The organism is Micromonospora sp. NPDC049151 (assembly GCF_040648395.1).
Taxonomy (GTDB): Bacteria; Actinomycetota; Actinomycetes; order Mycobacteriales; family Micromonosporaceae; genus Micromonospora.
Genome location: NZ_JBEZDP010000015.1, coordinates 65,758 through 88,578 on the forward strand (window position 1 = coordinate 65,758; position 22,821 = coordinate 88,578).

The 22,821-nt window shown below is 73.3% G+C and carries 20 protein-coding genes; 11 read left to right on the top strand and 9 right to left on the bottom strand.

All coding sequences use genetic code 11. The features are described from left to right. Nucleotides 1–4 precede the first annotated feature (4 nt). The 4 genes from tsaD (at nucleotide 5) to AB0B20_RS18705 (ending at nucleotide 4,866) form a co-directional block, all read left to right on the top strand. Nucleotides 5–1,051 (top strand): tRNA (adenosine(37)-N6)-threonylcarbamoyltransferase complex transferase subunit TsaD, encoded by a 1,047-nt coding sequence (gene tsaD / locus AB0B20_RS18690; RefSeq protein ID WP_357471956.1) that lies wholly within the window; start codon nucleotides 5–7, stop codon nucleotides 1,049–1,051. 17 nt (nucleotides 1,052–1,068) lie between these two features. Next, nucleotides 1,069–1,323: a hypothetical protein gene (locus AB0B20_RS18695; protein ID WP_357389053.1), complete on the top strand. Its 255-nt coding sequence runs from the start codon at nucleotides 1,069–1,071 to the stop codon at nucleotides 1,321–1,323. A gap of 70 nt (nucleotides 1,324–1,393) precedes the next feature. Next, nucleotides 1,394–3,100 carry an ABC transporter ATP-binding protein gene (locus tag AB0B20_RS18700; RefSeq protein WP_357389055.1) on the top strand — a complete coding sequence of 569 codons (1,707 nt, stop codon included), beginning with the start codon at nucleotides 1,394–1,396 and terminating at the stop codon, nucleotides 3,098–3,100. Next, nucleotides 3,097–4,866: an ABC transporter ATP-binding protein gene (locus AB0B20_RS18705; RefSeq protein WP_357389057.1), complete on the top strand. Its 1,770-nt coding sequence runs from the start codon at nucleotides 3,097–3,099 to the stop codon at nucleotides 4,864–4,866. The genes AB0B20_RS18700 and AB0B20_RS18705 overlap by 4 nt, the downstream gene beginning before the upstream one ends. Nucleotides 4,867–4,917: 51 nt before the next feature. On the opposite strand, the gene AB0B20_RS18710 is transcribed toward AB0B20_RS18705, so the two are convergent. The 7 genes from AB0B20_RS18710 to AB0B20_RS18740 form a co-directional block, all read right to left on the bottom strand. Next, nucleotides 4,918–5,655 carry a DUF4142 domain-containing protein gene (locus AB0B20_RS18710; protein WP_357471960.1) on the bottom strand — a complete coding sequence of 246 codons (738 nt, stop codon included), beginning with the start codon at nucleotides 5,653–5,655 and terminating at the stop codon, nucleotides 4,918–4,920. 100 nt (nucleotides 5,656–5,755) lie between these two features. After that, on the bottom strand, nucleotides 5,756–6,931 hold the full coding sequence (locus AB0B20_RS18715) for an ROK family protein (protein WP_357471963.1): 1,176 nt from the start codon (nucleotides 6,929–6,931) through the stop codon (nucleotides 5,756–5,758). A 28-nt stretch (nucleotides 6,932–6,959) separates the two neighbouring features. Next, the gene (locus AB0B20_RS18720; protein ID WP_357471966.1) at nucleotides 6,960–8,219 is read right to left on the bottom strand and encodes an ABC transporter permease; all 1,260 of its coding nucleotides are present in this window, start codon (nucleotides 8,217–8,219) and stop codon (nucleotides 6,960–6,962) included. Then, entirely contained in the window at nucleotides 8,216–9,025 is an 810-nt protein-coding gene (locus AB0B20_RS18725; protein WP_357389065.1) for an ATP-binding cassette domain-containing protein, read from the bottom strand. Before AB0B20_RS18725 ends, AB0B20_RS18720 begins: the two co-directional genes overlap by 4 nt. A gap of 109 nt (nucleotides 9,026–9,134) precedes the next feature. Next, nucleotides 9,135–10,238, bottom strand: a complete 1,104-nt coding sequence (locus AB0B20_RS18730; protein ID WP_357389067.1) for a substrate-binding domain-containing protein — start codon at nucleotides 10,236–10,238, stop codon at nucleotides 9,135–9,137. A gap of 203 nt (nucleotides 10,239–10,441) precedes the next feature. Next, on the bottom strand, nucleotides 10,442–10,921 hold the full coding sequence (ybaK, locus tag AB0B20_RS18735) for a Cys-tRNA(Pro) deacylase (protein ID WP_357389069.1): 480 nt from the start codon (nucleotides 10,919–10,921) through the stop codon (nucleotides 10,442–10,444). Nucleotides 10,922–10,975: 54 nt separating this feature from the next. Next, nucleotides 10,976–12,208: a class I SAM-dependent methyltransferase gene (locus AB0B20_RS18740; protein WP_357471969.1), complete on the bottom strand. Its 1,233-nt coding sequence runs from the start codon at nucleotides 12,206–12,208 to the stop codon at nucleotides 10,976–10,978. Nucleotides 12,209–12,462: 254 nt separating this feature from the next. Between AB0B20_RS18740 and groES the strand changes: the two genes are divergently transcribed. The 3 genes from groES to AB0B20_RS18755 all read left to right on the top strand — a co-directional run bounded on the left by groES (nucleotide 12,463) and on the right by AB0B20_RS18755 (nucleotide 16,342). Further along, on the top strand, nucleotides 12,463–12,777 hold the full coding sequence (groES, locus tag AB0B20_RS18745) for a co-chaperone GroES (RefSeq protein WP_357471972.1): 315 nt from the start codon (nucleotides 12,463–12,465) through the stop codon (nucleotides 12,775–12,777). Nucleotides 12,778–12,847: 70 nt separating this feature from the next. Beyond that, on the top strand, nucleotides 12,848–14,491 hold the full coding sequence (gene groL / locus AB0B20_RS18750) for a chaperonin GroEL (RefSeq protein ID WP_318335674.1): 1,644 nt from the start codon (nucleotides 12,848–12,850) through the stop codon (nucleotides 14,489–14,491). Nucleotides 14,492–14,614: 123 nt separating this feature from the next. Beyond that, a complete protein-coding gene (locus AB0B20_RS18755; protein WP_357471975.1) occupies nucleotides 14,615–16,342 on the top strand; it encodes a molybdopterin-dependent oxidoreductase in 1,728 nt (575 codons plus the stop codon). 170 nt (nucleotides 16,343–16,512) lie between these two features. Here AB0B20_RS18755 and AB0B20_RS18760 read toward each other — a convergent pair whose 3' ends face one another. Next, nucleotides 16,513–16,896 (bottom strand): WhiB family transcriptional regulator, encoded by a 384-nt coding sequence (locus tag AB0B20_RS18760; protein WP_357388882.1) that lies wholly within the window; start codon nucleotides 16,894–16,896, stop codon nucleotides 16,513–16,515. Between the two features lie 252 nt (nucleotides 16,897–17,148). Here AB0B20_RS18760 and AB0B20_RS18765 point away from each other — a divergent pair, with 252 nt between their 5' ends. Beyond that, complete coding sequence (locus AB0B20_RS18765; RefSeq protein WP_357388880.1) at nucleotides 17,149–17,967, top strand: response regulator transcription factor; 819 nt, start codon at nucleotides 17,149–17,151, stop codon at nucleotides 17,965–17,967. Between the two features lie 18 nt (nucleotides 17,968–17,985). Here the strand turns inward: AB0B20_RS18765 and AB0B20_RS18770 are convergent, their stop codons facing one another. Next, on the bottom strand, nucleotides 17,986–18,390 hold the full coding sequence (locus AB0B20_RS18770; RefSeq protein WP_357471978.1) for a DUF5319 domain-containing protein: 405 nt from the start codon (nucleotides 18,388–18,390) through the stop codon (nucleotides 17,986–17,988). 196 nt (nucleotides 18,391–18,586) lie between these two features. Between AB0B20_RS18770 and guaB the strand changes: the two genes are divergently transcribed. The 3 genes from guaB to AB0B20_RS18785 all read left to right on the top strand — a co-directional run bounded on the left by guaB (nucleotide 18,587) and on the right by AB0B20_RS18785 (nucleotide 22,791). Next, complete coding sequence (gene guaB / locus AB0B20_RS18775; protein ID WP_357388876.1) at nucleotides 18,587–20,149, top strand: IMP dehydrogenase; 1,563 nt, start codon at nucleotides 18,587–18,589, stop codon at nucleotides 20,147–20,149. A gap of 31 nt (nucleotides 20,150–20,180) precedes the next feature. Beyond that, nucleotides 20,181–21,299: a GuaB3 family IMP dehydrogenase-related protein gene (locus AB0B20_RS18780; RefSeq protein WP_357388874.1), complete on the top strand. Its 1,119-nt coding sequence runs from the start codon at nucleotides 20,181–20,183 to the stop codon at nucleotides 21,297–21,299. A 97-nt stretch (nucleotides 21,300–21,396) separates the two neighbouring features. Further along, nucleotides 21,397–22,791: a M1 family metallopeptidase gene (locus AB0B20_RS18785; RefSeq protein ID WP_357471981.1), complete on the top strand. Its 1,395-nt coding sequence runs from the start codon at nucleotides 21,397–21,399 to the stop codon at nucleotides 22,789–22,791. Nucleotides 22,792–22,821: the final 30 nt, after the last annotated feature.

Sequence of the window (22,821 nt, forward strand, 5' to 3'; positions counted from 1 at the left end):
GCGCATGGCTGACGAACCCCTGATCCTCGGCATCGAGACCTCCTGCGACGAGACCGGCGTGGGTATCGTGCGCGGGCACACGCTGCTCGCCGACGCGCTGGCCTCCAGCGTCGAGGAGCACGCCCGGTTCGGCGGCGTGGTGCCCGAGGTGGCAAGCCGCGCCCACCTGGAGGCCATCGTGCCGACAATGGACCGGGCGCTGCGCGAAGCCGGCGTCACCATCGCCGACATCGACGCCATCGCGGTGACCTCCGGGCCGGGCCTGGCCGGCGCGCTGCTCGTCGGGGTCGCCGCCGCCAAGGGGTACGCGGTGGCGGCGGAGAAGCCGGTGTACGGCGTGAACCACCTCGCCGCGCACGTGGCTGTGGACACGCTCGAACACGGCCCGCTGCCCGAGCCCGCGATCGCGCTGCTGGTCTCCGGCGGGCACTCCTCGCTGCTGCGTGTCGACGACCTGGCCCGTGACGTCGTACCGCTGGGCGCCACCATCGACGACGCGGCGGGGGAGGCGTTCGACAAGGTGGCCCGGCTGCTCGGGCTGCCGTTCCCCGGCGGGCCGTACATCGACCGCGAGGCGCGGGCCGGCGACCCGGCGGCGATCGCCTTCCCGCGCGGGCTGACCGCCGCGAAGGACCTGGCCGGGCACCGGTTCGACTTCTCCTTCTCCGGCCTGAAGACGGCTGTGGCCCGCTGGGTGGAGGCGCGGCAGCGGGCCGGTGAGCCGGTGCCGGTCGCCGACGTGGCCGCGTCCTTCCAGGAGGCGGTCTGCGACGTGCTGGTCGGCAAGGCGATCGACGCCTGCCGCAGCAGCGGCATCGACACGCTGGTGATCGGCGGTGGCGTGGCGGCCAACTCCCGGCTGCGGGCGATGGCCGAACAGCGGGCCGGCCGGCACGGCATCCGGGTGCGTACGCCCCGGCCGAAGCTCTGCACGGACAACGGCGCGATGGTGGCCGCGCTCGGCTCCCACCTGGTCGCCGCGGGCGTCGCGCCGAGCCGGCTGGACCTGCCGGCCGACTCGGCGATGCCGCTGACAGTGGTCAGTGTGTGAGCGGGGAGGGGACCGACATGATCGTCCGGATGTGGGAGGCGAAGGCCGAGTCGTACGGCTTCGCCGAGTTGATCACCTGGGTCTGCGAGACCGCGCTGCCTGATTTCGAGCACGACCCCATGCACGTCTCCAGCGAGGTGTTCTCCTCTACGGACCACCGGCTTGTGGTCATCTCCAAGTGGCGGAACAACCCCCGTGAGCTGCCCGAGCCGCCGGCCCGGCTGATCGCGCGCCCGCCGCACAGCTGGGACTTCACCCAGGTGGACCGCTGACGCGAGGGTCGTCACGGCGGCCGGAATTGGTTGGCGCCCGGGTCGTCCCGGCACCTAGCGTCGGTGGGTCATGCGCTTCTCACCGGCCGGTGATCCCGGCACCCCCGACGCGCGGTCGGCCACCCGGTATCTCGTGTGGCTCGCCGGGCGGCACCCCGTCTTCTTCGGCGCCGGTCTCGCGCTCGGCGTGATCTGGATGCTGGCCCAGGCGCTGGTGCCGGCCGTGCTCGGCCGCGCCGTGGAGGCCGGCCTGGCCCAACGCGATCCGGACGCGCTGGTGCGCTGGAGCCTGGTCCTGCTCGGGCTGGGCCTGGTGCAGGCCGTCGCCGGGATCCTGCGCCACCGCTGCGCTGTGCACAACTGGCTCGGCGCCGCCTACCGCACGGTGCAGGTCACAGTGGACGCCACCAACCGGCTCGGCGCCGCGCTGCCCCGACGGGTCGCGGCCGGCGAGGTGGTGAGCATCGGCACCGCCGACATCGAGCACATCGGCAGCGCCATCGACATCACCGCCCGGGGCGTCGGCTCGGTGGTCGGCATCGTCACCGTCGCGGTGATCCTGCTCAGCGCCTCCCCGGCGCTCGGTCTCGTGGTGGTGCTCGGCGTGCCACTGCTGATGGCGCTCGTGGCGTTGCTGATCCGCCCGCTGCACAGGCAGCAGGCCGCGTACCGGGACTCCACCGGCCGGCTCACCGCCCGGGCCGCGGACATCGTCTCCGGCCTGCGCGTGCTGCGCGGTGTCGGCGGCGAGCCGGTGCTCTCCGAGCGCTACCGGCAACGGTCGCAGGCGTTGCGCGCGGACGGGCTGCGGGTCGCCCGCGTCGAGTCGCTGTTGCAGGCCGCGCAGATCCTGCTGCCCGGCGTCTTCGTGGTGCTGGTGACCTGGCTGGGCGCCCGGTTCGCGCTGCGCGGCGAGATCAGCGCCGGCGAGCTCGTCTCGTTCTACGGCTACACCGCGTTCCTGGTCAGCCCGCTGCGCAACCTGACCGAGGCGGCCGACAAGCTGACCCGCGGGCACGTGGCGGCCCGCCGGGTGGTCCGGTTGTTGCGGCTCGCGCCGGAGTTCACCGACCCGGCCACCCCGGTGCCGGTGCCGGCCGGGCCGGGCGAGCTGGCGGACGTTCGGTCCGGGCTGGTGCTGCGACCGGGCCGGCTCACCGCGCTGGCCGCCGCCACCCCGCAGGACGCCACCGAGATCGCCGACCGCCTCGGCCGGTACGCCGACGGGGACGTCACGCTGCACGGCGTACCGCTGCGGGAGGTGGCGCTGGCGACGGTGCGCGAGCGGATCCTGGTGGCCGACAACGACGCGCAGCTGTTCAGCGGCGTGCTGCGCACGGAGCTGGACCCGCACGACCGGGCCGGGCCCGGGGTGGTGGAGGCGGCGCTTGCCGCGGCGAGCGCCACCGACATCGTCGAGGCGCTGCCCGGCGGCCTGGACAGCGAGGTGGCCGAACGCGGCCGGGAGTTCTCCGGCGGGCAGCGGCAACGCCTGCGGCTGGCCCGCGCGCTCGTCGCCGACCCGGAGACGTTGATCCTGGTCGAGCCGACCAGCGCGGTGGACGCGCACACCGAGGCGCGCGTCGCCGAACGGCTCGGCCCGGCCCGTCGCGGCCGCACCACGCTCGTCTGCACCACGAGCCCACTGGTGCTCGGTCACGCCGACCACGTCGTCTTCGTGGAGGACGGCAAGGTCGTCGCCGAGGGCCGGCACGAGGAACTGCTCGCCACCGAGCCGCGCTACGCCGCCACGGTGAGCCGGGAGGAAGACCGATGAGCAACGCGCTGCCCGTCGCCGACGGCGCCCAGGTCCGCCGGTACGCGCGGGAGCTGATCCGCCGTCACCCGCGCGGCCTGGCCGCCGTGCTCGGCCTGCACGCGCTCGCCGCCGGGGCCGGGCTCGTCGCCCCGCGCCTGCTCGGTGACCTGGTGCAGGGGATCTCCCAGGGCATCGCCGCGACGACCGTGGACCGGGTCGTGGCGGCCATCGCCGCGTTCGTGGTGGTGCAGGCGGTGCTGGTCCGCTTCGCGCACCTGGCCTCCGCCCGGCTCGGTGAGCGGGTGCTCGCCGAGCTGCGCGAGGAGTTCGTCGACCGGGTGCTCGCGCTGCCGCTCGCCACAGTGGAGCGGGCCGGCACCGGGGACCTGCTCACCCGCACCTCGCGGGACGTCGCCGCGCTGTCCCGCACGGTCCGGTTCGCCGGGCCGGAGACGCTCATCGCGGCGCTCACAGTGCTGCTGATCCTCGGCGCGCTGGTGCTGACCGGCCCGCTGCTGGCGCTGCCCAGCCTGCTGTCGGTGCCGGTGCTGTGGGCCGGCACGCGCTGGTACCTGCGCCGCGCGCCGCAGGGCTACCTGCGGGAGAACGCCGCCTACTCGGACATCACCGACGGGATCAGCGAGACGGTCGAGGGGGCGCGGACCACCGAGGCGCTGCGGCAGGCGGCCCGCCGCCGGGCTCGCGGCGACGCGGACATCCGCCGGTCGTACGCGGCCGAGCGTTACACGCTCTACCTGCGGACCGTGTTCTGGCCGGTGGCCGAGTTCGGCTACCTGGTGCCGATGGTGGCGACCCTGCTCATCGGCGGCTGGTTCCACCTGAAGGGCTGGGCCACCCTCGGCCAGGTCACCGCCGCCACGCTCTACGCCCAGCAGCTCACCGACCCGATCGAGCGGCTGCTCGGCTGGCTGGACGAGTTCCAGGTCGGCGGCGCGTCGCTGGCCCGGCTGCTGGGGGTGGCCGCCGAGCCGGACGAGCGCGCCAAGGCATTCGCCACGCCGGACGAGCGCGCCGCCGCTCCGGGCAGTGCGGGCGGCGCGGGCCGGCTCGCCGCGCACGACGTCCGGTACGCGTACCGCCCGGGGCACGACGTGCTGCACGGCGTGACGCTGGAACCCCGGCCGGGGGAGCGGCTGGCGATGGTCGGCCCGTCCGGTGCGGGCAAGTCGACGCTGGGCCGGCTGCTGGCGGGCGTGCACGCGCCGAGCGCCGGCGCGGTGACGGTGGACGGCCGGCCGCTCGCCGGCATGCCCCTGGCCGAACTGCGTACCCACGTCGCGCTGGTCAGTCAGGAGCACCACGTGTTCATCGGCACGCTCGCCGACAACGTGGCGATGGTCCGGCCGGACGCCGACCCGGCGCGGGTACGCGCGGCGCTGGCCGCCGTCGACGCGCTGGACTGGGCGCTGGCTCTGCCGGACGGGCTGGACACGCCGGTCGGCGCGGACGGCCACCCGCTCACCCCCGCGCAGGCGCAGCAGCTCGCGCTGGCCCGGCTGGTGCTCGCCGACCCGCACACGCTGGTGCTGGACGAGGCCACCTCGCTGATCGACCCGCGGGCGGCCCGGGCCCTGGAACGGTCGCTGTCGGCGGTGCTGCACGGCCGTACCGTCATCGCCATCGCGCACCGGCTCTTCTCCGCGCACGACGCGGACCGCGTGGCGGTTGTCGCCGACGGCCGGATCACCGAGCTGGGCTCACACGACGAACTGGTCGCGGCCGGTGGCTCGTACGCCGCGCTGTGGCGGTCCTGGCACGGCTGAGGACGCGCGACGGGCCCCGGCGGACGTGCCGGGGCCCGTTCGGCGGCCGGTTCAGGAGCGGCGGGCCAGCCGCCAGGTCGCGTACCCGCCGGTGCCGAGCGCGACCAGGAACACCGCCCACACCACCCCGGTGCCGACCTGGAGCCCACCGCCGCTGCCCACGTTGGCCTGGGCGGCGGCGACGAGCGAGTCGCTCTGCGCGGGCGGCAGCGCGGCCGGCGGCAACTGCTGCCAGCGCACCAGCCCGGTGCTCTCCAGCATGGTCATGTGGTCGTTGACGAACGTGTTGGCGTCCTCGGCCAGCTTGCGCACGATCGGGTCGCGGGTGCTGGCCCGGACCGCGCCGATCACCGGGAAGATCTTGCCGTGGGCGACCCGCAGCCGGGTGACGAAGATCTGGTCGAACCGGGCGCCGGTGGCGTTCTGCATCTCGGTCAGCCACCCCTTCTGCTCGGCCGTCGGATCCGTCGGCAGGGTGGCGCCGAGCTTGTTGGCCGCCTCGACCACCAGCTGGTCCAGCTGCGCGTGCTGCTTGGCGATCTCCGCGCCGACCTCGCGTACCCGGGCGGACTGGCCCTTCTCGGCCGCCATCTGCCCGGCCGGCATCTCCCACAACCCGGCCAGCCGTACGCCGTTGAGCAGCGTCATGTCGGCGGCGTTCATCTGCACGCCGGGGTTGGGCGCGGCCTGCGCCGTCCCGGGAACGACGCCGATCCCCGCGCCCAGCGCGGCGAGCAGCAGTACCACCCGGTGCGCCAGCTTGCGGCGTGCGGATTCCAGCGATGCCATGGTTGCGGTGCCTCCTCGGTCCGGACCGGTACGCGGGGTGTGGTGGACGGCCGCGCAAGCCGGCCGCCCGTCCGCACACTGGTACGGATCGGCGGGCCGATCAGTTCAGCGGGTCGGCGAGGAGTCGTTCGAACGCCAGCTCGGCGGCGCCGATCAGCGCCGCGTCGTCACCGAGCTTCGGGGTACGCAGCCGCACGTGTTCCAGGCACGCGGGCAGCCCGTTGGAGTTGAGCCGGCTGCGCACCTGCGCGGCGGAGGCCAGGTAGAGGTCGCGCATGGTGCCGCCGAAGATCACCATCTCCGGGTTGAAGATGTTCACCAGGTTCGCCACGCCGAAGCCGAGCCAGTCGCCGGCCTGCCGTACCGCGGTCTGGGCGCGGGCGTCGCCACGGTCGGCCGCGTCGAAGAGGGCGAGCAGGGCGTCCCGGCCGCGCGCCTCGGACCGGCCGGCGGCGCGCAGCAGCCCGTGCTCGCCGATCGCGGTCTCCCAGCAGCCGCGCCGGCCGCAGTCGCAGCGCACCCCGTCGCGGACCACCACCATGTGGCCGACCTCGCCGCCGTAGCCGCCGTGCCCGGTCAGCCGCCGGCCCCCGGCGATGATGCCCGCGCCCACGCCGACGTCGCCGTAGATGTAGATGACGTTGTCGCAGCCGACCGCCGCGCCTCGGGCGTGCTCGGCGTACGCGGCCACGTCGGCCACGTTCCCGACCGTGATCGGTACGTCTATCCCCAGCTCGACGGCGAGCGCCGCGCCGATCGGCTCGTCCACCCAGCCGGTGGTCGGGCTGAGCCGGACCAGCCCGTCCTCGCGGCGGACCATGCCGCACACCGCCACCCCGGCGCCCACGCAGACCGCGTCCGGCGGCACCGACTGGTGCATCTCCTTGACCGCGCCGGCCAGCAGCGGGGCGGCCTCCCCGGCGACCAGGCTGCGCGGCCGGTCCATCTCCCGGCGGTCGAGCACCTCACCGCCGAGCCCGACCCGGGCGGCCCGCAGCCGGTCCACCTCGACGCTGTACGCGTACGCGTAGACCCGCTCCGACTCGGGCCGGACGACGAGTGACGGTCGTCCGGCCCGGCCGGTCTCCTTCGGCGTCCCCTCGCTGACCAGACCGGCGCCGGCCAGGTCGGCGGTCAGCGCGCCGATGGTGCTGCGGTTGAGTCCGAGCGCGGTGGTCAGCTCGGCCCGGGTGGTGGCCCCGTGTACGTGCACGTAGCGGAGCAACGCGCCCAGGTTCTGCCGACGGATCTCGTCCTGACTGGGTCCTGCGCGCATTGCCACTGCCATGGTGTCGATGACCGGATCAGCGGGTACCGGTCGCGGCCGAACGTCGCCGGGACAGCGCGTCGACGCCGGCGGCGAGGAGCAGCACCAGGCCGGTGAAGATGAACTTCAGCCCGGAGCTGAGGTCGAGCAGTCCCATACCGTTGATGATGACAGCCACCACCGCGCCACCCAGCACCGCGTTGATCATGCGACCTTTGCCTCCGAAGAGGCTGGTTCCGCCGATGACCGCCGCGCCGACGGCGTAGAGGAGCACGTTGCTGCCACCGGTGTTGGGGTCGACCGAACGGTCTCGGCTGGCGGCGATGATGCCGCCGACCGCGGCCATGCCCGAGCAGATCACGAACGCCGAGATCTTGAGCCGGTCCACGTTGATGCCGGCCCGCCGCGCCGCCTCGGCGTTGCCGCCGACCGCGTAGAGGTGCCGGCCGTAGGCCGTCCGGTTGAGTACGAACGTCCAGAACACCAGCAGGAGCGCGACGATCGGCACGACCACCGGCATGCCCTTGTTCGACGTGATCAGCGGGTTGATGCTGCGCTCCTGGTTGAGCACGTAGACCGCGAGCACGATCAGCAGCGCCAGCCCGCCGATCCGGGCGCCGATCACGGCCGTCGGCTCGGTCACCAGGCCCCGGGAGACCCGGTTGCGGTGGCGCAGCAGCTGGGCGACGGCGTAGCCGACGATCGCGACGGCGGCCAGCAGCCAGCCGACGGCCGGCGAGATGCGGCCGTTCTCGATGCCGACGATCACGTCGTCGCTGATCGAGATGTTGCTGCCCTCCTTCATCAGCAGCAGCACCACGCCCTGGAAGGCGAGGAAGCCGGCCAGTGTCACCACGAAGGACGGGATTCCCACTTTCGCGACCAGGAACCCGAGGATCAGGCCGATCAGCACGCCGGTGAGCAGGGCCGCGAGGACGGCGACGTACCACGGGTAACCGAGCACGCTGACCACGTTCGCCAGGATTCCGGCGCAGACGCCGCTGGCGAAGCCGGCGGAGAGGTCGATCTCGCCGAGCAGGAGCACGAAGATCAGCCCCATGGCGATCACGGTGACCGCCGCGCCCTGGGTGAAGAGGTTGGCGAAGTTCCCCGCGGAGAAGAACACCGGGCGCACGATGGTGAACACCACACAGAGCACGACGAGGCCGCTGACCGCGGGCAGGGCGCCCAGGTCGCCGCCGCGTACCCGGGCGAGGTAGTTGCGGACGTGGTCGCCGACGGAGGGTGCGGGCGTGACGGCGGCCGGCCCCTCCTTCTTCACGGCGGTGGCGGTCATCGGAGGGCTCCCGAGGTTGCGTCGGCGGATTCGGTGCCGTTGCCCGGCTCGGTGGTGAGACCGAGGTTGCCGGACCGGCCCGCGGTGATCAGCTCGACCACCTGCGAGTGGGTGATGTCGGTGGTCTTGACCTGGGCGACCATCTGGCCGAGGTAGAGCGCGGCGATCCGGTCGGAGACGGCGAAGACGTCGTTCATGTTGTGCGAGATGAGCACCACGGCCAGGCCGTTGTCGGCCAGCCGGCGGACCAGTTCCAGCACCTGGGCGGTCTGCGCGACGCCGAGCGCGGCGGTCGGCTCGTCCAGGATGACGAGCCGGCTGTTCCAGAGCACGGCCTTGGCGATGGCGACGGTCTGCCGCTGGCCGCCGGAGAGGCTGGCCACGTGCTGGCGCAGCGACTTCACGGTGCGCACGCTCAGTCCGGCGAGCGTCTCGGCGGCCATCTGCTCCATGGTCGGCTCGTCGAGCACGATGCCGCTGCGCTTCTCCCGGCCGAGGAACATGTTCTGCACGATGTCGAGGTTGTCGCAGAGCGCGAGGTCCTGGTAGACCACCTCGATCCCGAGGTCGGCGGCGTCGCGGGGGCTGTTGATGGTCACCGGCCGGCCGTCGAAGAGGAACTCGCCGGCGTCGGTGGGGTGGATACCGCTGATGCACTTGACCAGGGTCGACTTGCCGGCGCCGTTGTCGCCGACGAGGGCGGTCACCTCGCCCGGGTGCGCGGCGAAGGCGACGTCGCGCAGCACCTGGACGGGACCGAAGCTCTTGTCGATCCCGCGTAGCTCCAGCAGGGGGGTTGCGGACACGGGGTTCTCCTTTGGGCGGAGGGAGGTCTCGGATCCCGTCCGGCGCGGGCGCCGCCCGGCACGGGTTCCCCCGTACCGGGCGTCGCTTGAGCCGGGTGGGTCAGCTGGGTCAGCTCACGCCGGCGTCGGTGCAGAGCTTGGCGAAGGCGCCGGTGCAGAGCTCTTCCTTGGTGACGTAGCCGTCGGCCACCACGTCCTTGACGTTGTCCTTGTAGATGGCCTTGGGCTCCAGCAGCACGGACGGGACGTCCCGCTTGCCCTCCGGGTCCTTGACCGTCTGGCCGGTGTCCTTGCGCTCGCCCTTGGCGAGTGCGATGGCCAGGTCGGCGGCGGCGTCCGCCTCCTTCTTGACCGCCTTGTAGACGGTCATGCACTGGTCACCGGCGAGGATGTTCTGCAGGCCCTGGACCGTGGCGTCCTGGCCGGTCACCGGCACCTTGCCGTTGAGCTGGTTCTTCTTCAGTACGGAGATGGCCGCGTTGCCCAGGCCGTCGTTGGCGGCCAGGACGCCGTCGATCTTGCCCTTCTCCTGGGTGAGCATCTGCTCGAAGATCACGCCGGCCTGCGCGTTGTCCCAGTCCGGGACGTTCTGGTCCGGGCCCTTCGTGTACTCACCCGCGTCGAACTTCGGCTTGAGGATCGAGTCGTAGCCGTTCTTGAACAGGGTGGCGTTGTTGTCGGTCTGGGAGCCGTTCAGGTAGGCGATCTTCGGCTTCTGCGCGCCCTTGTCGGTGAGGCACTTGCTCAATCCCTCGCCCTGGAGCTTGCCGACCGCCTCGTTGTCGAAGCTGACGTAGTACTGGGCCGAGCCGCCCAGCGTCAGCCGGTCGTAGTCGATAGTGGCCACGCCCTGCGACTTGGCCTTCTCCAGCACGGCCTTGCCGGTGCCGGAGTCCAGGTTGACGATCATGAGCGCGGTGACGCCGCTGGTCAGCATGCCGTCGGCGATGGTGGAGAAGGCGGACTTGTCGCCCTGGGCGTTCTGGATCGTGTAGTCGACGCCGGCGGCCTTGAACGCCGCCTCCAGGTACTTGCGGTCCGCGCCCTCCCAGCGGGCGGAGGACTTGCTGTCCGGCAGGATCACGCCGATCTTCGGCTTCTTGGCGTTGGAGCCGCCGGCCTCGTTCGAGGAGCCGCCGTCGTCGCCGCAGGCGGCCATGCTGCCGGTCGCGAGGAGACCGACGGCCGCGAAGGTGAGGAAGCCCTTGCGCATGTGCAGGGTCCTTTCGGAGGTGGGGGAGTGGTGATGTTTTGTTGTGCCCGGCAACGTATTCCCCGTCACCCATGCGCCGCAAGACTGCCGAGGTCAGAAGTTTGTTGGCGGCGGTAACAATTCAGCAACGCGGTTGTCACCCGCGAGACACCGCCGGGAGGGGTGCACCGGGAACGCTCCCACACGCACCGTCACGCGCCCGCTCAGACGGCGGCGATCGATGCCGTCGCCGCCCCGGTGAGCGCCACCAGATCCGTCGGCGCGAGCTGCACCTGGAGGCCGCGCCGCCCCGCCGAGACGTACACCGTCGGGTGCGCCAGCGCGGAGGCGTCGATGACCGTCGGTAGCCGCTTGCGCTGCGCGAGCGGGCTGATCCCGCCGCGCACGTATCCGGTCGCCCGCTCGGCCACGGCCCGGTCCGCCATCGTCGCCCGCTTGCCGCCGGCCGCGGCGGCGAGCGCCTTCAGGTCCAGCTCACCGGTCACCGGCACCACCGCCACGGTCAGCCCGCCGTCGACCTCGGTGACGAGCGACTTGAACACCCGCTCCGGCGCCACCCCGAGCGCGGCGGCGACGAGCGCGCCGTAGTTCGGCGCGTCCGGCGAGACGTCGTAGGTGTGGGTGCTGTGCGCGATCTTCCGCTTGCTCAGCAACGCGATCGCCGGAGTGCCAGGGCCAGCCACCGGCTCAAGCTAGCCCGGCCGGGGACCGGGCGCGAGCCGAAACCGCGTGCCGGGTCAGCCGCCGGCCGGAACCGGCCGGCAGACGAGCACTGTGGGGTTGCCCGCGACCCGGGTCAGCGTCAGGCCGGCCGCCTCGTCGCCGGACAGCCGCAGGTCACGGCGCAGCTTCTCCGGCTCCAGCGCCGACCCGCGCTTGCGGATCTCCACCCGGCCGACCCGCCGCTCCCGCAGCAGGGCGCGCAGCCGCTTCAACGAGAACGGCAGCACGTCGGTGATCTCCATACAGCGGGCGAACGGGGTGGGCCGGGCCTCGTCGGCGTACAGGTAGGCGATCGACGGGTCGGCGAGCGTGGCGTCCAGGTCGGTGGCCAGCTCGGCGACCAGGTGGGCGCGGACCACCGCCGGGTCCGGGTCGTACAGGAAGCGCCGGACCGGCCCCACCTCCGCCTCGGCCGCGCCGGTGCCGGTGAGGTGATAGGAAGGGACCCTTTTACTACCGGAGGCGTTAAGAAGGGGCCCTTCCTTCTCGCGCAGCAGGGTGGCTCGGCGGGGGACGCCGGCCAGCTCGCCGCACCACAGCGCCGCCTCGACCAGGTCGCCGTCCACGCTCACCCACTCCGCCTCGGCGCCGGCCGGGATCAGCGCGTGGTCCAGCCCGGGCGCCACCTTGACCACTGTGCGCGGCACCCGCGCGGCCAGGCCGGTGACGAAGTCCCACGGTGGCGAGTAGGCGTTCGGGTCGAACACGCGCCGCCCGGTGCCGGCCCGCCGCCGCGCCGGATCGCAGAACACGGCGTCGACACCCGTCACGTCGAAGGCCGTGGCGTCGCCGCACTCGACAGTCACCAGGCCGGCGAGCCCGGCCGCCTCGGCGTTCGCGGCGGCCATCGCGGCAGTCAGCGGATCGGCCTCCACCGCGTACACCCGGATGCCGGCGCGGCCCGCGGCGAGCGCGTCGGCGCCCAGGCCGCACCCCAGGTCGGCGAGCGTGGTCACGCCCGCGGCCCGCAGCCGCGCGGCCCGCCGGTCGGCGACCGCGCGGCGGGTGGCCTGCTCCAGTCCCGCCCGGGTGAGGAACATCCCGGCGGCGGCCGGGCCGAACTTGCCCGCCGCCCGGCGGCGCAGCTCCGCCTGGGTGAGCGCGGCGGCGGCGAGGTCGCCCGGGATCCCGGCCGAGCGCAGCGCGGCCGCCGCCGCCAGCGGGTCGCCGCCGGCCACCCGCCCGGCCGCGGCGAGCGCCGCCGACCCCTCGGGGGTACGCAGCACGGCGAGCTGGTCGAGATCCACGCGCCCATTCTCCCGGGCCGGTTCCGGCGCGACACGGAGGGCGACGCGTTGGCACTCTCCTTGACGGAGTGCTAGCCGAGGAATAACCTGCGATTAGCACTCTCACCCTGAGGGTGCCAACGCCCGAGCCTCGTGCCCGGGGGTTGAGCGCCAGGCGGACCGGCACCCGCGACGACGGCCCCGCCCGGTGGCATGTGGCAGATTGACGCTGGTCGGCATGCCGGCCGGCAACGACACCAAGTACCCGGGAGGGTATGCCCGTGACTACCGCGACCAAGGTTGCGATCAAGCCGCTCGAGGACCGCATCGTGGTCCAGGCGAACGAGGCCGAGACCACCACCGCCTCGGGCATCGTGATCCCCGACACCGCCAAGGAGAAGCCGCAGGAGGGCACCGTCCGCGCTGTCGGCCCGGGCCGGATCGACGACAAGGGCAACCGCGTGCCGATCGACGTGAAGGTCGGCGACACCGTCCTCTACTCGAAGTACGGCGGCACCGAGGTCAAGTACGCCGGCGAGGAGTACCTGGTGCTCTCCGCCCGCGACGTCCTCGCGGTCATCGAGAAGTAAGCAACCGATCAGTGTCGTTGCCCCGGTCCGGCTCGCCGGGCCGGGGCAACGTCGCTTCGAAGGGATACTGATGGCGAAGATCCTCAGCTTCTCGGACGATGCCCGGCACCTGCTCGAGCACGGTGTCAACGCCCTCGCGGACGCGGTGAAGGTCACCCTCGGCCCGCGCGGGCGCAACGTCGTCCTGGACAAGAAGTTCGGTGCGCCCACGATCACCAACGACGGCGTGACCATCGCCAAGGAGATCGAGCTCACCAACCCGTACGAGAACCTCGGCGCGCAGCTGGTCAAGGAGGTGGCGACCAAGACCAACGACGTCGCCGGCGACGGGACCACCACCGCCACCGTGCTGGCCCAGGCCATGGTCCGCGAGGGCCTGCGCAACGTGGCCGCCGGCACCAACCCGACCGGTCTGAAGCGGGGCATCGACGCGGCGGCCGCCAAGGTCTCCGAGGCGCTGCTCGGCAAGGCCGTCGAGGTCTCCAGCAAGGAGTCGATCGCGCACGTCGCCACCGTCTCCGCGCAGGACGCCGCGATCGGCGAGCTGATCGCCGAGGCGATGGAGAAGGTCGGCCGCGACGGCGTCATCACCGTCGAGGAGGGCTCCGCGCTCACCACCGAGCTGGAGGTGACCGAGGGTCTCCAGTTCGACAAGGGCTTCATCTCCCCGAACTTCGTCACCGACCTGGAGGCGCAGGAGGCGGTCCTGGAGGACCCGTACATCCTGATCACCACCCAGAAGATCTCGGCGATCGAGGAGCTGCTGCCGCTGCTGGAGAAGGTCCTCCAGAACAACAAGCCGCTGCTCATCGTCGCCGAGGACGTCGAGGGCCAGGCCCTGTCGACGCTCGTGGTCAACGCGCTGCGCAAGACCGTCAAGGTCTGCGCGGTCAAGGCCCCCGGCTTCGGTGACCGCCGCAAGGCGATGCTCCAGGACATGGCGATCCTGACCGGCGCCGAGCTGGTCGCCCCGGAGCTGGGCTACAAGCTCGACCAGGTCGGCCTGGAGGTGCTCGGCACCGCCCGGCGCGTCGTGGTCGACAAGGAGAACACCACAGTCGTCGACGGTGGCGGCCAGGCCGCCGAGGTCGCCGACCGGGTCGCGCAGATCCGCAAGGAGATCGAGGCCTCCGACTCCGAGTGGGACCGGGAGAAGCTGGCCGAGCGGCTGGCGAAGCTCTCCGGCGGCATCGCCGTGATCAAGGTCGGCGCGGCCACCGAGGTCGAGATGAAGGAGCGCAAGCACCGCATCGAGGACGCCATCGCCGCGACCAAGGCCGCGGTCGAGGAGGGCACGGTCCCGGGTGGCGGCGCCGCCCTGGCCCAGATCCTGCCGGCGCTCGACGACGACCTGGGCTTCACCGGTGACGAGAAGGTCGGCGTCTCGATCGTGCGCAAGTCGCTGGTCGAGCCGCTGCGCTGGATCGCCCAGAACGCCGGCCACGACGGCTACGTCGTGGTGCAGAAGGTCGTCGGCCAGGACTGGGGCCACGGCCTCGACGCCGCCACCGGCGAGTACGTCGACCTGGCCAAGTCCGGCATCATCGACCCGGTGAAGGTGACCCGCAACGCGGTCAGCAACGCCGCCTCGATCGCCGGCCTGCTGCTCACCACCGAGAGCCTCGTGGTGGAGAAGCCGGCCGAGCCGGAGCCGGCCGCCGGTGGGCACGGCCACTCGCACGGCCACGGCCACCAGCACGGCCCGGGCTTCTGACCCGAGCAGTACGCCCCGACGTCAGGGCACACCACCGACAGGTGGTGTGCCCTGACGCGTATGTCCTTACGGAACGCTGACGGAATTGGCAGCCGCACCGGCGGGTCGATCAGACTGGGTGCCGTGAGCACCCTCTCCCGCCGCCGGGCGGCGTCGGCCGGTGTCGTCGCCGCAGTGGTGGCACTCGGCGCCGCCGAACCCGTGGCGGTCCTGACCGGCCCCCGGTCCGCTCCGCTCGTCGCCGTCGGCGGACTCGTCGTCGACCTGGTGCCCGAGCCGCTCAAGCAGTTCGCCATCGACGTCTTCGGCACGTACGACAAGATCGCCCTGCTGGTCGGGACGGCGCTGCTGCTCGCCGCGTTCGGGGCGCTGCTCGGCCTGGCGGCGGCCCGGCGGCTGGTGACCGGCCTGGCCGGCATCGCCGCGTTCGCCGTGCTCGGCGCCGCCGCCGCGCTGACCCGGGCCGGCGCGGACGCGTTCGACGCGCTGCCCTCCCTGGTCGGCGGCGGCCTGGGCGCGCTGACCCTCTGGGCGTTCGTGGCCGGTCCGCTGGGCGCCGAACCGGCGGATCGGAAGCGACCGGGACGCGACCGGTCCGACGCCGCGCGTCGCGACCGGGCCGGGACCGGACCGGCGGAACGCGACGGGGGCGAGCCGGCGGAGGGCGACCGGGTGCCTGTACCTCGCGCCACGCCGCCGTCCGCGCCGCCTCCGGCGGTCGCCGCGCTCGCCCGCGAAGCGGGGACCCCGGGTGGCTGGGAGCCGGTGCGGCACGACGACGACGCGGAGTCGCGGCGGCGGTTCCTGCGCGGTGCCGGGCTGCTCACCGGCGCGGCTGCGGTGGCCGGGCTGGGCGGGCACTGGCTGGCCGGCCGGCGCGGCGTGTCGGCGGCCCGGGAGGCGGTGACGCTGCCCGCCCCTGCCGCGCCCGCCCCGCAGGTGCCGGCCGGAGCCGACCTGTCGCTGCCCCGGCTCGCGCCGTACGTCACGCCGAACCGCGAGTTCTACCGGATCGACACGGCGCTCGTGGTGCCGCAGGTCGACCCGGTCACCTGGCGGCTGCGCGTCCACGGGCGGGTGCGCAACCCGATCGAGCTGAGCTTCGACGACCTGCTGGCCCGCCCGATGGTGGAGCGGTACGTGACGCTCGCCTGCGTCTCCAACGAGGTGGGCGGCGACCTGATCGGCAACGCGCGCTGGCTCGGCGTACCGATCAGGGAACTGCTCGACGAGGCCGGCCCGGAGGACGGCGCGGACCAGGTGGTGGGCCGCTCGGTGGACGGCTGGACCTGCGGCACGCCCACCTCGGTGCTGCGCGACGGGCGGGACGCGCTGCTCGCGGTCGGCATGAACGGCGAGCCGCTGCCGATCCAGCACGGCTTCCCGGTGCGGATGGTGGTGCCCGGCCTCTACGGGTACGTCTCGGCCTGTAAGTGGGTGACCGAGCTGGAGCTGACCAGCTTCGCCGACTTCGACGCGTACTGGGTGCCGCGCGGCTGGTCCGCGCAGGGCCCGGTCAAGACGCAGTCCCGGATCGACACGCCCCGGCCCCGCAGCCGCCCGGCGGTCGGCCCGGTGACAGTTGCCGGTGTGGCGTGGGCGCAGCACCGCGGCATCGGCCGCGTCGAGGTACGCGTGGACGGCGGCCCCTGGCAGGAGGCGACGCTGGCGCCGGCGGTGTCTGCGGACACCTGGGTGCAGTGGTCCTGGCGGTGGAACGCGACGCCGGGGGAGCACACGCTCCAGGTGCGGGCGACGGACACGACGGGCGAGACCCAGACGGAGCAGCGCGCCCCGGTCGCCCCGGACGGCGCGACCGGCTGGCACACCGTCAAGGTCACCGTCACCTGACCACCACCGCCACCCCCGAAGGAGATCTTGGAAGCAATTGGCCCTCATAGGGGCCCGAATCCTCCAAGATCTACGGGTGTCTTGATATGTGAGACGCGTTTGAGGCGGGCGGGACGAGACGACGCCGCGCCCCGGGGTCCGGGGCGCGGCGTCGGGGATCGTGATCCGGGTCAGGCGACCTTGCGCTGGTCCGGCACGGCGGTGTTGTGCGGCCGGCCGAGGCGAGCCTCCAGCCGGGGGATGTCCACCTTGGTCTGGCGGCGGTCGGCCAGGTCCTCCCAGCCGAGCGCGAGCAGCCGCAGCCGCTCCGACTCGCTGAACCCGCCCCAGACGCCGTACGGCTCGCGGACGGAGAGCGCGTGGGCGGCGCACTCGGCGCGTACCGGGCAGGCGCGGCAGACGGACTTCGCGCCCATCTCGCGGCGCATCCGGGAGGAGCCGCGCTCGCCGTCCGGGTGGAAGAACTGCGCGCTGTCGCGGCCACGGCAGGCCCCGAGCCGCTGCCAGTCCCAGAGCTCGTCGATCGGTCCAGGCAGCCTACGTACGTTCGACATCAGCACCCCTCCTCCCGCGCGGCACCGCGGAGAATGTTCGTGGCCAGCTACCGGGCGGCGGTCCGCGCGGGATGCCGGTTCCGGATGAACCCCTCGGTACCCGAGCGGTCCGCGCCTCACACATCTGTGATCGAAAAGCTCGGACAGTCGGCGTCATATGCCCCATCTGTCGGAAAAGTTCGGATGATTGCCCGGAACCCCCTCCCGAGCCCACCTCCGCATGGTCTGCTCTGAGTCGGAGAGGAGACCACTGTGCGTAGTGTTCTTGTGTGCGTTCGGACACCATTGGCGGCCCAGCATCTGACCTCCGCGGCGGCGCGGCTCGGGCTGTCCGGCGTCGTCCGGACGGCCGTCTCCGACCCGGAGGTGATGTTGCGGCTCGCCGAGCGTCCGGTGGACGTGGTGCTCGCCGACACCGCGCTGACCCGCCCGGACAGCGCCGGCTTCGTCAGGCGGGTGCTCGCTCGCGCCCCGCAGGCGGCGGTGCTGCTGCTCGGCGCCGAGGAGTCGGAGGCGGCGGCGGCCACCATCAGCGCCGGAGCGCGGGGTCTGATCCAGAACGCCGACCACGACCTGACCAGCGCGGTGGCAAAGGCGCTGCTGCTGCTCTCCGCCCCCGGCCGGAGCAACAGGCACCGGGTGGCGGACACCGCCCGGGACGCGGCGGCGGTGGGCGGCCCGACCCGGTCGGCGGCGCCGGGGCGTACCCCGGGTGGGCCCGGCTGGCCGGCGACGGCGCCGGTGGACGCGGCGGGCCTGCCCACCGTGGTGCCCGTGCAACGGGGTGAGGACCCGGACGACCCCGCGGCGGCCGACGGCGCGGACGCGTCCCGGCCGGGTGCGGCCCAGCGGCCGGCGCGGACGCCGCGCAGCGCGATCGGGCTCACCGAGCGGGAGCTTCAGGTGCTGCTCGGCATGGCCGAGGGCAAGAGCAACGCGGAGATCGGGCGGGAGCTGTTCGTCTCCGAGGACACGGTCAAGACGCACGCCCGGCGGCTGTTCCGCAAGCTCGGCGCGCGCGACCGGGCGCACGCCGTGGCCGCCGGCTTCCGGGCCGGCCTGGTGGCCTGACCGCCCGGACGGCGGCGCTCAGCCCTCGGTGGACTCGTCGGTGCCCTCGGTGAGCGTGTCGTGCACGCCGTCGGCGTAGCCACGGGCGTAGTCCCAGCTCACGTAGTGATCCGGATCCGGGTCGTAGGCCGGCTCGTGCACCCGGGGACGCCCCGAGTTGAGCAGGTGGCGCAGGTTGCCGCGGAGCAGGTCCCAGTCGAAGTAGTGCGGCTCGCGGCAGTCCTCGCACTCGATCACCAGGCCGCGCACGCCGATCGGCTGGAGCAACGCCTGGTAGATCTCCAGATCGGCGAGATCCTCCAGCACGTCCTGGCGCTCGACCTCGGTCAGCGGGTCGAGCGCGTCGTCGTCGCCGGGATCGTGCAGGCCGGCAGCCGGATCGGCCGGGTCGCCGTTGAACGGGTCGATGGGCTCGTCGTGCACCCCCTCACCGTAGACCCCGAGCCGCCGGAAAGCCCCCCCAGCCCGTGCTGTGGCCCGGCCTACCCTGGGGCCCGCCGCTGCCCGGGCCGGGACGGGTAGGTGGGTACGATGAGGCGACGCGCCGTCACCAGGCGCCTGCCGGTGCCCCCGCGCGCCGCCTCGCTGCAGCCCGTTCGACCAGCTCAGGGGAGCAATCGTGGAGAATTCGCCCAGCACCGAGATCCCGGCCGGCACCGACGGCGGGGAGCTGGGTGGCCATCTGCCCGAGCTGCCGGCCGGTTCGGCCCGGGTGGTGCCGCTCGGGCTGACCTTCGACGACGTGCTGCTCCAGCCGGGCGAGTCGGACGTCGTGCCCAGCCGCGTCAACACCCGCACCCGCCTCACCCGCAACATCGAGCTGACCGTGCCGCTGCTGTCCAGCGCGATGGACACGGTCACCGAGGCGCGGATGGCCATCGCCATGGCCCGCCAGGGCGGCATCGGCGTGCTGCACCGCAACCTCTCGGTCGACGACCAGGCGCTCCAGGTCGACCTGGTGAAGCGTTCCGAGTCCGGCATGATCACCAACCCGGTGACCGCCAGCCCGGACGACACGCTGCGCGAGGTCGACGCGCTCTGCGGGCGCTACCGCATCTCCGGCGTCCCGGTGGTGGACGGGGAGGGCCAGCTCGTCGGCATCGTCACCAACCGCGACATGCGGTTCGTCTCCGACCCGGCCACGCCGGTGCGCGAGATCATGACCCGTACGCCGCTGATCACCGCCCCGGTCGGCGTGAGCAAGGACGACGCGCTCGGCCTGCTGCGCCAGCACAAGATCGAGAAGCTGCCGATCGTGGACGCGGGCGGCAAGCTGCGCGGCCTGATCACGGTGAAGGACTTCACCAAGAGCGAGCAGTACCCGAACGCCACCAAGGACGACGCGGGCCGGCTGCGGGTCGCCGCCGCGGTCGGCGTGGGCGAGGACGGCTACAAGCGGGCCCGCGCGCTCGTCGACGCCGGCGTGGACGTCGTCATCGTGGACACCGCGCACGGCCACCAGCGGGCCGTGCTGGAGATGGTGGCCCGGCTCAAGCGGGACGTGAGCATCGACATCGTGGGCGGCAACATCGCCACGTACGCGGGCGCGAAGGCGCTCGTCGAGGCCGGCGCCGACGGTGTGAAGGTGGGCGTCGGCCCGGGCGCCATCTGCACCACCCGGATCGTGGCCGGTGTGGGCGTACCGCAGATCACCGCGATCATGGAGGCGGCCCGCGCCGCCCGCCCGGCCGGCGTGCCGGTGATCGGCGACGGCGGCATCCAATACTCCGGCGACATCGCCAAGGCGCTCGTGGCCGGCGCCGACACGGTGATGCTCGGCAGCCTGCTCGCGGGCTGCGAGGAGAGCCCCGGCGAGCTGATCTTCATCAACGGCAAGCAGTACAAGGCGTACCGGGGGATGGGCTCGCTCGGCGCGATGCAGTCGCGCGGCCAGGCCAAGTCCTACTCCAAGGACCGCTACTTCCAGCAGGACGTGCTCGCCGAGGACAAGCTGGTCCCGGAGGGCGTCGAGGGCCAGGTGCCCTACCGGGGGCCGCTGTCCGCCGTCGCCCACCAGCTCACCGGCGGGCTGCGCGCCGCGATGGGCTACGTCGGCGCGGAGAGCATCCCGGAGCTGCACCGGCGTGGCCAGCTCATCCGGATCACCGCGGCCGGGCTCAAGGAGAGCCACCCGCACGACATCCAGATGACCGTCGAGGCGCCCAACTACCACTCCCGCTGACCCACCACCCCCAAACCACCTGGAGTCCCCCATGCGTGACGTGGTCGAGATCGGGCTGGGCAAGACCGCGCAGCGCGGTTACCACCTGGACGACATCGCCATCGTGCCGAGCCGCCGCACCCGGGACGTCGACGACGTCTCCACCGGGTGGCAGCTCGACGCGTACCAGTTCGGCATCCCGTGCGTCGCGCACCCCTCGGACGCGACCATGAGCCCCGCCTCGGCGGTCCGGCTCGGCCAGCTCGGCGGCCTCGGCGTCCTGAACGTCGAGGGCCTCTGGACCCGGTACGAGAACCCGGCGAAGATCCTGGAGGAGCTGGCCGGTCTCGGCGAGGACGCGCGGGCGACCAAGCGCCTCCAGGAGGTCTACGCCGAGCCGATCCGCCCCGACCTGATCGCCGAGCGGGTGCGTGAGCTGCGTGAGGGCGGCAGCACGGTGGCGGTGCGGGTCTCCCCGCAGCACACCCTGGCGCTGGCCCCGGTGATCCTCGACGCCGGGGTGGACATCCTGGTCATCCAGGGCACGCTCGTCTCGGCCGAGCACGTCTCCACCACCGACGAGCCGCTGAACCTCAAGGAGTTCATCGCCGACCTGGACCTGCCTGTCGTCGTCGGCGGCTGCACCGACTACAAGACCGCGCTGCACCTGATGCGTACCGGCGCGGCCGGCGTGATCGTGGGCATCGGCGGCGACGACTGGTCGACCACCGAGTCGGTGCTCGGCATCCGGGTACCGATGGCCACCGCCATCGCCGACGCCGCGGCGGCCCGCCGCGACTACCTGGACGAGACCGGCGGCCGGTACGTGCACCTGATTGCCGACGGCGACATGCAGACGTCCGGCGACATCGCCAAGGCGCTCGGCTGCGGCGCGGACGCGGTGATGCTCGGCGAGCCGCTGTCGCTCTGCGAGGAGGCCCCGGCCGGCGGTGCCTGGTGGCACTCCGCGGCCAGCCACCCGTCGCTGCCCCGTGGCGCGTTCGAGGTGGCCGGCGAGCCGCTCGGCTCGATGGAGAAGCTGCTGTTCGGCCCGGCCGACGAGCCGGACGGCCAGCTCAACCTCTTCGGCGGCCTGCGCCGCGCGATGGCCAAGTGCGGCTACCGCGACCTGAAGGAGTTCCAGAAGGTCGGGCTGGTCCTCGACCGCTGAGCACCACCGAGCACCACTGAGCACCGCGCGGCGGCGCGGGCGGCGGCGCGGACGTGTTCCGGCCCTGCCCGCGCCGTCGCGCGTCTAGGCTCGCCGGGTGAGACGCGGGCGGGTCTGGGCGGCGGGGCTGGCGGCGGCGCTCGCGCTGAGCGGGTGCACCGGGGGCGGCGACGAGGGCGGGTTCCGGCCGGGCGCGGCGGACGCCGGTGACCCGTACGTGCCGGGGGCCGGCAACGGTGGCTACGACGTCGGCCACTACGCGCTTGACGTGCGCTACGACCCGGCCGGCGACAAGCTCACCGGCACGGCCACGCTGACCGTCACCACCACCCGTGCGCTGTCCCGGTTCCAGCTCGACCTGGCCGGGCTGGACGTCGAGCGGGTCCGGGTGGACGGGGAGGCGGCGAAGCATCGCCACGACGGCGCCGAGCTGATCGTCACCCCGCCGCGCGGGCTGCCGTCGGGGAAGCGGCTCACTGTCGAGGTGACGTACGGCGGTGTGCCGGAACCGCTGCCGAACGCCGAACTCGGCGACGGCGGCTTCCACGCCACAGCGGACGGCGCGATAGCGCTCGGCCAGCCGGAGTCGGCGAGCACCTGGTACCCGGTCAACGACCACCCGTCGGACAAGGCCACCTACGACTTCGCGGTCACCGTGCCGGACGGGCTCGCCGCGCTCGCGAACGGCGTGCCGCAGGGCCGCACCAGCGCCGGCGGCTGGACCACCTGGCGCTGGTCGGAGCGCGCGCCGATGGCCAGCTACCTGAGCACGCTGGTGATCGGCGACTACCGGGTCAGCACCGGCACGCACGCGGGCAAGCCGCTGGTCACCGCCGTCGCCGAGGCGCTGCCCGCGGACGGGCCGGCCGCCGCGTCGGTGGCCCGCACCGGCGAGATCGCCGACTTCCTGGCCGAGCGCTTCGGTCCGTACCCGTTCGAGGCGTACGGCGGGATCGTGGTGGCCGACGAGCGCATCCGGTACGCGCTGGAGACGCAGAGCCGGCCGGTCTACGGGCCGGGCTTCTTCCGGGGCGACCGCCCGAACACCGAAGTGGTCGCGCACGAGCTGGCCCACCAGTGGTTCGGCGACAGCGTCTCGGTGGCCCGGTGGAGCGACATCTGGCTCAACGAGGGCTTCGCCACGTACGCCGAATGGCTCTGGGCCGAGCACGACGGCGGCCGGACGGTGGCGCAGACCGTCGCCGAACGGTACGCGGACACCGACTGGTCGAAGCCCACAGTCGACCCGGGCCGGTCCGGGATGTTCGGCGACGCGGTCTACCAGCGGGGCGCGCTCGCGGTGCACGCGCTGCGCCGCGCGGTCGGTGACGAGACGTTCTACCGCGTCCTGCGCGGCTGGCTGGCGCAGCACCGCGACGGCAACGTCACCACCGCCGACTTCGTCGGGTACGCCGAACGCACGTCCGGGCGGCCGTTGCGGGCGCTGCTCGACGCCTGGCTGGTCGGTGGCACGCCGCCGGGACTGCCGTGACGAACGCGTGACCGCCGCTGGGTAGGCTGC